The sequence below is a fragment of the Marinisporobacter balticus genome, from assembly GCF_004345705.1.
GTDB lineage: Bacteria > Bacillota > Clostridia > Peptostreptococcales > Thermotaleaceae > Marinisporobacter > Marinisporobacter balticus.
In genome coordinates this window covers 1-5,447 of the sequence record NZ_SLWV01000057.1, presented here as the reverse complement: position 1 = coordinate 5,447, position 5,447 = coordinate 1, and the positions used below count along the sequence as shown (strand labels likewise).

The following is a 5,447-nucleotide window of genomic DNA, read 5'->3' as shown; positions in this document are numbered from 1 at the left end:
TTAAGCATAAAATATTCCTCCTAAAAAATGTATTTTCAGGAGCATGACCGCAAATTTTTATACGTGTGTCAAGTATTTTATGCAAAAAAAATGGGAGAATTAATAAAAATTTTGATTAATAAAAGAGAGTAATCACAGGGGATAAAGAGTTTCCGTGAGAGCTCAAACTATGAAAGGGGGGATAAGATGATTAGTACATTTGAAGTTATAATAAGATTAATACTCTCAGCTATTATTGGTGGATTGATTGGTATGGAAAGAGAAGTTAATAATAGGCCTGCTGGACTAAGAACCCATATATTAGTAACTATTGGATCAGCTTTGATTATGTTAATATCAATTTATGGATTTGATAATTTGGGAAAAAGTGGAGATCCTGCGCGGCTAGCAGCACAAGTAGTCAATGGTATTGGATTTTTAGGTGCAGGAACAATTATGAGAAATGGAAATGATATAAAAGGTTTAACCACAGCCGCTAGTATATGGGTATGTGGTGGAATGGGTCTTGCTATTGGTGGAGGATATTATGTGGGTGGTTTAGCTACTGCAGCAATAGTTCTTTATTGTTTAATGGGCCTTGGGACATTTGAAAAACGATTAGTTAAGAAAAAGTATAAAGGGTTGATTCTAAAATGTACAGAAAGAGCAGGTTTAGTAGGAGATGTGGGACAAGTCTTTGGCGCTAATAATATTACAATAAAAGATATTAAGATATTTAGAAATACAGATGAAGACAATTGCCAAATGGATGAGTTTCAAGAAGATATAGAAGAAAAAGTTATTGATATACAATTTATGTTAAAGACTTGTGTACAATTTAGTAAAATAGATTTTAATAATGAAATTAAAAAAGTCAAAGGAGTACAACAAGTGATATGGAATGACTAAAGAAGGATCTTCTGTCCTTTTAGAGCATTGACTAGGATAGAATTTAGGAAAAGGTTTGCCTCAGAAATGTTAGATGATGAGGGACCTCTTATTTTTGCAACGGTTAAAGTACTTTACAAAGGAAAAAAGATATGGTAACATAGGAACTATTAGTAGCAAATATAAAATATTTGTAAAATTCACAAAAAGAATCATGGAAAATAGGATATTGATGACAGGAGACGTGGAGTGTCAACAATAAATACACAATATTAATTTGTGTTGTTTAATTGTTGGCTTTTTTTTATCATTTTCATAACAATAATAAAATTTAAGCAATCAAAGATTTTAGCGCAAGCGGATAGAATACTTGTAACTTTCTCAAGGAAAAGGATTTCATAGATATAGAGCTAGTGTAATTGTAGTGCTATCACAAAGGTTTAATTCTTTAGATGAAAGGGGTATAAGTTTCTCCTCTCTATAAGTTTTTAAGTTATATACAGTAAATAATGTACATATACCCAAAAATGGGGGGACTTAGCGATTTCAATATATTAAAATGTAGTATTTATGCAAGTTGTAGAATTATGCAGCTTGCTAAATAAATATAAACAAGGGGGAAATTTAATGAAAAAGTTTTTGTCAATGTTACTCGTATTAGCTATGGCTCTGTCTTTAGCGGCATGTGGTGGCGGTACTCAAGCACCTGCTGAGAATGCAAGCACTGACGCAGAAAAACAAGTAGAAAAGAAAATTATCAAAGTGAGTACAAAATTTGTTGATGATGAGCAAACAGCTAAATCATTGAAAAAAGTAGTAGAAGCTATAAACGAAAGAAGTAACGGTTCATTAGAACTACAATTGTTTGCAGGTGGTATATTACCAATAGGTAAAGATGGTATGGAACAAGTAGTTCAAGGTTCTGATTGGATACTAGTAGATGGGGTAAACTTTTTAGGAGATTATGTACCAGATTATAATGCTGTAACTGGACCATTTTTGTACAAAACATTTGATGAGTATTTCGCTATGATGAAAACACCATTAGTTCAAAATCTAAACAAACAAATGGAAGAAAAAGGTGTAAAGGTACTTTCACTAGATTGGGTATTTGGATTTAGAAGTATGATGACTAAAAAACCAATCACAACGCCAGAAGATATGAAGGGAATAAATGTAAGGGTCCCTACTAGCCAATTATATACATACACGATAGAAGCAATGGGAGGTAATCCTGTTTCTATGCCTTACCCAGATACTTATGCAGCAATTCAACAGGGTGTTATCGATGGGGTAGAAGGTTCAATAATGACTTATTATGGAACTAAGCAATACGAAAATGTTAAAGAATACTCTCTAACAAACCACTTATTAGGAGTTTCAGCAGTGACTATTTCAACTAAAGTTTGGGATGCTTTAACGGATGAACAAAGAACTATTATAGAAGAAGAATTTGAAAAAGGTAAAGAAGACAACTTAAATGAAACGATTAAACTAGAAAAAGAATATGCTGAGTTACTTAAAAAAGAAGGCGTAAATTTCAATGAAGTAGATTCTGAAGCTTTCCTTAAGGCGGCTGCACCAGTATATACTAAATTTGACAAGTGGACGCCAGGGATCTATGAAGAGATCTTAAAAGAATTAGATAAAATTAAGCAACAACAAAAGTAGTTGATCTTTTATTAGATAACAATTAAGAAAGTTGGGAGGAGGAAAACTCCTTCCAATATTTATGTAGAAAAATAGTTTTAGTAAACAAGAACGATTTTAAGTCAGCAAAGCTATCCTAAAACTCAACCTTTGGCGATTGATAATAGGTTACCAATTTTATAGGAGGTAGACATGAATAATTTTTTGAAAAAATTTGGAAAAGATTTTGAACTTTATTTAGGGAGTTTTTTCTTAGCTGTGACCTCAATTATAGTAACGATGAACGTATTTACTAGATATTTTTTAAAATTTACATATCACTGGGCGGAAGAAATTGCTGTAGGTGCATTTGTATGGACTATATTCTTAGGATTTGCTAACGCTTATAAAACGAAGAGCCTTATAGGGGTAGAAGTATTAACAAGTATATTACCAGAAAAAGGTAAAAACATTGTAGAACTATTTACTTCTATCATCATAACTATTTTGTCTGTACTTATGTTTTACTTTAGTTATAAATATGTAGCAGGATCTACAAAGATAACTGCTGCACTCGAGATATCTTATGTATATATAAATACATCTATGATCATTTCATTTGCACTTATAACAGTATATTCAATTTATTTTTCAATACAAAGTTTCAAAAAAGCATTTTTGAACGAAAATACTAAAAGTTAAGGGGGGGATAATAAATGGAGTCTCTTTATCCAGTTATAGTTCTGTTCATTTTATTTTTTCTAAATATTCCAATAGCGTATGCCTTAATGGGTTCTTCACTATTTTATTTTATATTCATTAATACTTCGATGCCTATGGAAATGGTCATCCAACAATTTGTAACTTCAATAGAATCCTTTCCGTATTTAGCGGTACCGTTCTTTATTATGGTAGGTTCTGTAATGAATTATTCAGGAATAAGTGAAGCATTGATGGATTTTGCGGAAGTTTTAGTAGGGCATACTAGAGGGGGACTGGCACAGGTTAACGTGTTATTAAGCGCATTAATGGGTGGAATTTCAGGCTCTGCAAACGCAGATGCAGCGATGCAATCTAAAATACTCGTTCCTGAAATGGAGAAAAAAGGTTTCTCTAAACCATTTTCAGCAGCAATAACAGCTGCTTCATCAGCAATAAGTCCGGTAATACCACCGGGAACAAACCTTATATTATATGCAATCATTGCAAATGTTGCTGTAGGCGATATGTTTTTAGCAGCATACATGCCAGGAATATTGATGGCTATGACTTTGATGATAGCGGTTCATATTATCTCAATAAAAAGAGGTTATAATCCAAGTAGAGATAAAATGGCATCTCCTGTAGAAATTTTCAAACAATTTTTAAAATCTGTTTGGGCATTACTGATTCCTTTTGGAATAATTATGGGAATGAGATTGGGTGTATTCACGCCTACGGAAGCAGGGGCGATCGCCGTATTATTTTCTTTAATCGTAGGATTTTTTGTATATAAAAAATTAAAATTAAAACATATACCAATCGTATTGAAGGATACAGTAAAGAGTACTGGTGCAGTATTGATTATAATATCTAGTGCTAAAGTATTCGGTTACTATCTTACATTAGAAAGAATCCCCCAAGTAATCAGTGAATCACTTATGGGAATGACAGATAGTCCGTTTATTTTATTAATGGTAATAAACTTACTTTTGATATTCATAGGAATGTTTATTGAAGGAGGAGCAGCACTAGTAATATTAGCGCCATTGTTAGTACCAACAGTTAAAGAATTCGGTATAGATCCGATACATTTTGGAATGATCTTTATTGTAAATATTATGATTGGAGGATTAACTCCACCATTTGGATCTATGATGTTTACAGTATGTTCTATAGTCAATGTAACTTTGGAAGAATTTGTAAAAGAAGTATGGCCTTTTATCGTAGCATTGTTAGTAGTACTATTGATGATTACATATTGTGAAAGCATTGCATTATTTACGCTAAATTTATTTAACTAAACGTAGAGTGATAAATCAAGAAAAAAGGTTTAGTAAAAGCATAAAAACTAGAACTTTGTAGAAAATTAGTTTCATGATATAATAAAAACAAGAAAATTATAAGGCAGAGATTTGGAGAGCCGTATAAAGTTAGTCTATAAAAATAGACGTAGCTTTGTACGGCTTTTTTCATTTAAGGAGGGGATTTTATGTACGATGTAGCCGTAATTGGTGCAGGTGTGATTGGTACTTTTGTTACAAGAGAATTGTCAAGGTTTGATTTAAAAGTTTTGTTAATTGAAAAGGATACGGATATAGCAAATGGTACAACAAAGGCAAATAGTGCAATTGTTCATGCTGGATATGATGCAAAAGCAGGTACGCTTAAAGGAAAATTAAATGCATTGGGAAATACAATGTTTGATAGCGTTTGTGAAGAATTAGATGTGTCCTTTAAAAGAATAGGATCTTTTGTTATTGCTAGTAGTGCAGAAGAATTAGAACACATAAAAGAATTATATGAAAGAGGAATTGAAAATAATATTCCTGGGATTAAGATACTTAGTAAAGAACAAGTAAGAGAAATGGAACCAAATTTGAATGAAGAAATCATAGGCGCATTATATGCACCTACAGCAGGAATTATAAGTCCTTGGGAATTATCAGTAGCATTAGCTGAAAATGCAATAGATAATGGAGCAGAACTTAGACTAGAAAGCAAAGTAACAGATATAAAGAAAATAGAAAATGGCTATTGCATCTATATAGGAGACGAAAAGATCGAAGCAAAATATGTAATAAATTGTGCAGGTCTATACTCTCAAGAAATAAACGAAATGATTGCTTCTAGAAATTTTACCATTCATCCAAGAAGAGGACAATACAATATTTTAGATAAGAGTGCAGGAAATATTGTAAATCATGTGATTTTCCAAGCACCAACAAAGCTTGGAAAAGGAGTACTTGTAG

General features: G+C 32.1%; 5 protein-coding genes. All 5 read left to right on the top strand.

The window, feature by feature from the left end; translation table 11 throughout:
- Positions 1–186: 186 nt before the first annotated feature.
- Positions 187–888, top strand: a complete 702-nt coding sequence (locus EV214_RS18340; protein ID WP_132248441.1) for an MgtC/SapB family protein — start codon at positions 187–189, stop codon at positions 886–888.
- Between the two features lie 606 nt (positions 889–1,494).
- The gene (dctP, locus tag EV214_RS18335) at positions 1,495–2,538 is read left to right on the top strand and encodes a C4-dicarboxylate TRAP transporter substrate-binding protein (RefSeq protein ID WP_132248439.1); all 1,044 of its coding nucleotides are present in this window, start codon (positions 1,495–1,497) and stop codon (positions 2,536–2,538) included.
- Positions 2,539–2,709: 171 nt separating this feature from the next.
- A complete protein-coding gene (locus EV214_RS18330) occupies positions 2,710–3,198 on the top strand; it encodes a TRAP transporter small permease (RefSeq protein WP_132248437.1) in 489 nt (162 codons plus the stop codon).
- 14 nt (positions 3,199–3,212) lie between these two features.
- On the top strand, positions 3,213–4,499 hold the full coding sequence (locus tag EV214_RS18325; RefSeq protein WP_132248435.1) for a TRAP transporter large permease: 1,287 nt from the start codon (positions 3,213–3,215) through the stop codon (positions 4,497–4,499).
- Positions 4,500–4,687: 188 nt separating this feature from the next.
- On the top strand, positions 4,688–5,447 hold a 760-nt coding region (locus EV214_RS18320; RefSeq protein WP_132248433.1), incomplete at its 3' end, for an NAD(P)/FAD-dependent oxidoreductase.

Bases quoted from the DNA above. Each gene is read 5' to 3' on its own strand.
- EV214_RS18325 (WP_132248435.1), top strand. From the start codon at position 3,213: ATGGAGTCTCTTTATCCAGTTATAGTTCTGTTCATTTTATTTTTTCTA.
- EV214_RS18330 (WP_132248437.1), top strand. From the start codon at position 2,710: ATGAATAATTTTTTGAAAAAATTTGGAAAAGATTTTGAACTTTATTTA.
- EV214_RS18340 (WP_132248441.1), top strand. From the start codon at position 187: ATGATTAGTACATTTGAAGTTATAATAAGATTAATACTCTCAGCTATT.
- dctP (WP_132248439.1), top strand. From the start codon at position 1,495: ATGAAAAAGTTTTTGTCAATGTTACTCGTATTAGCTATGGCTCTGTCT.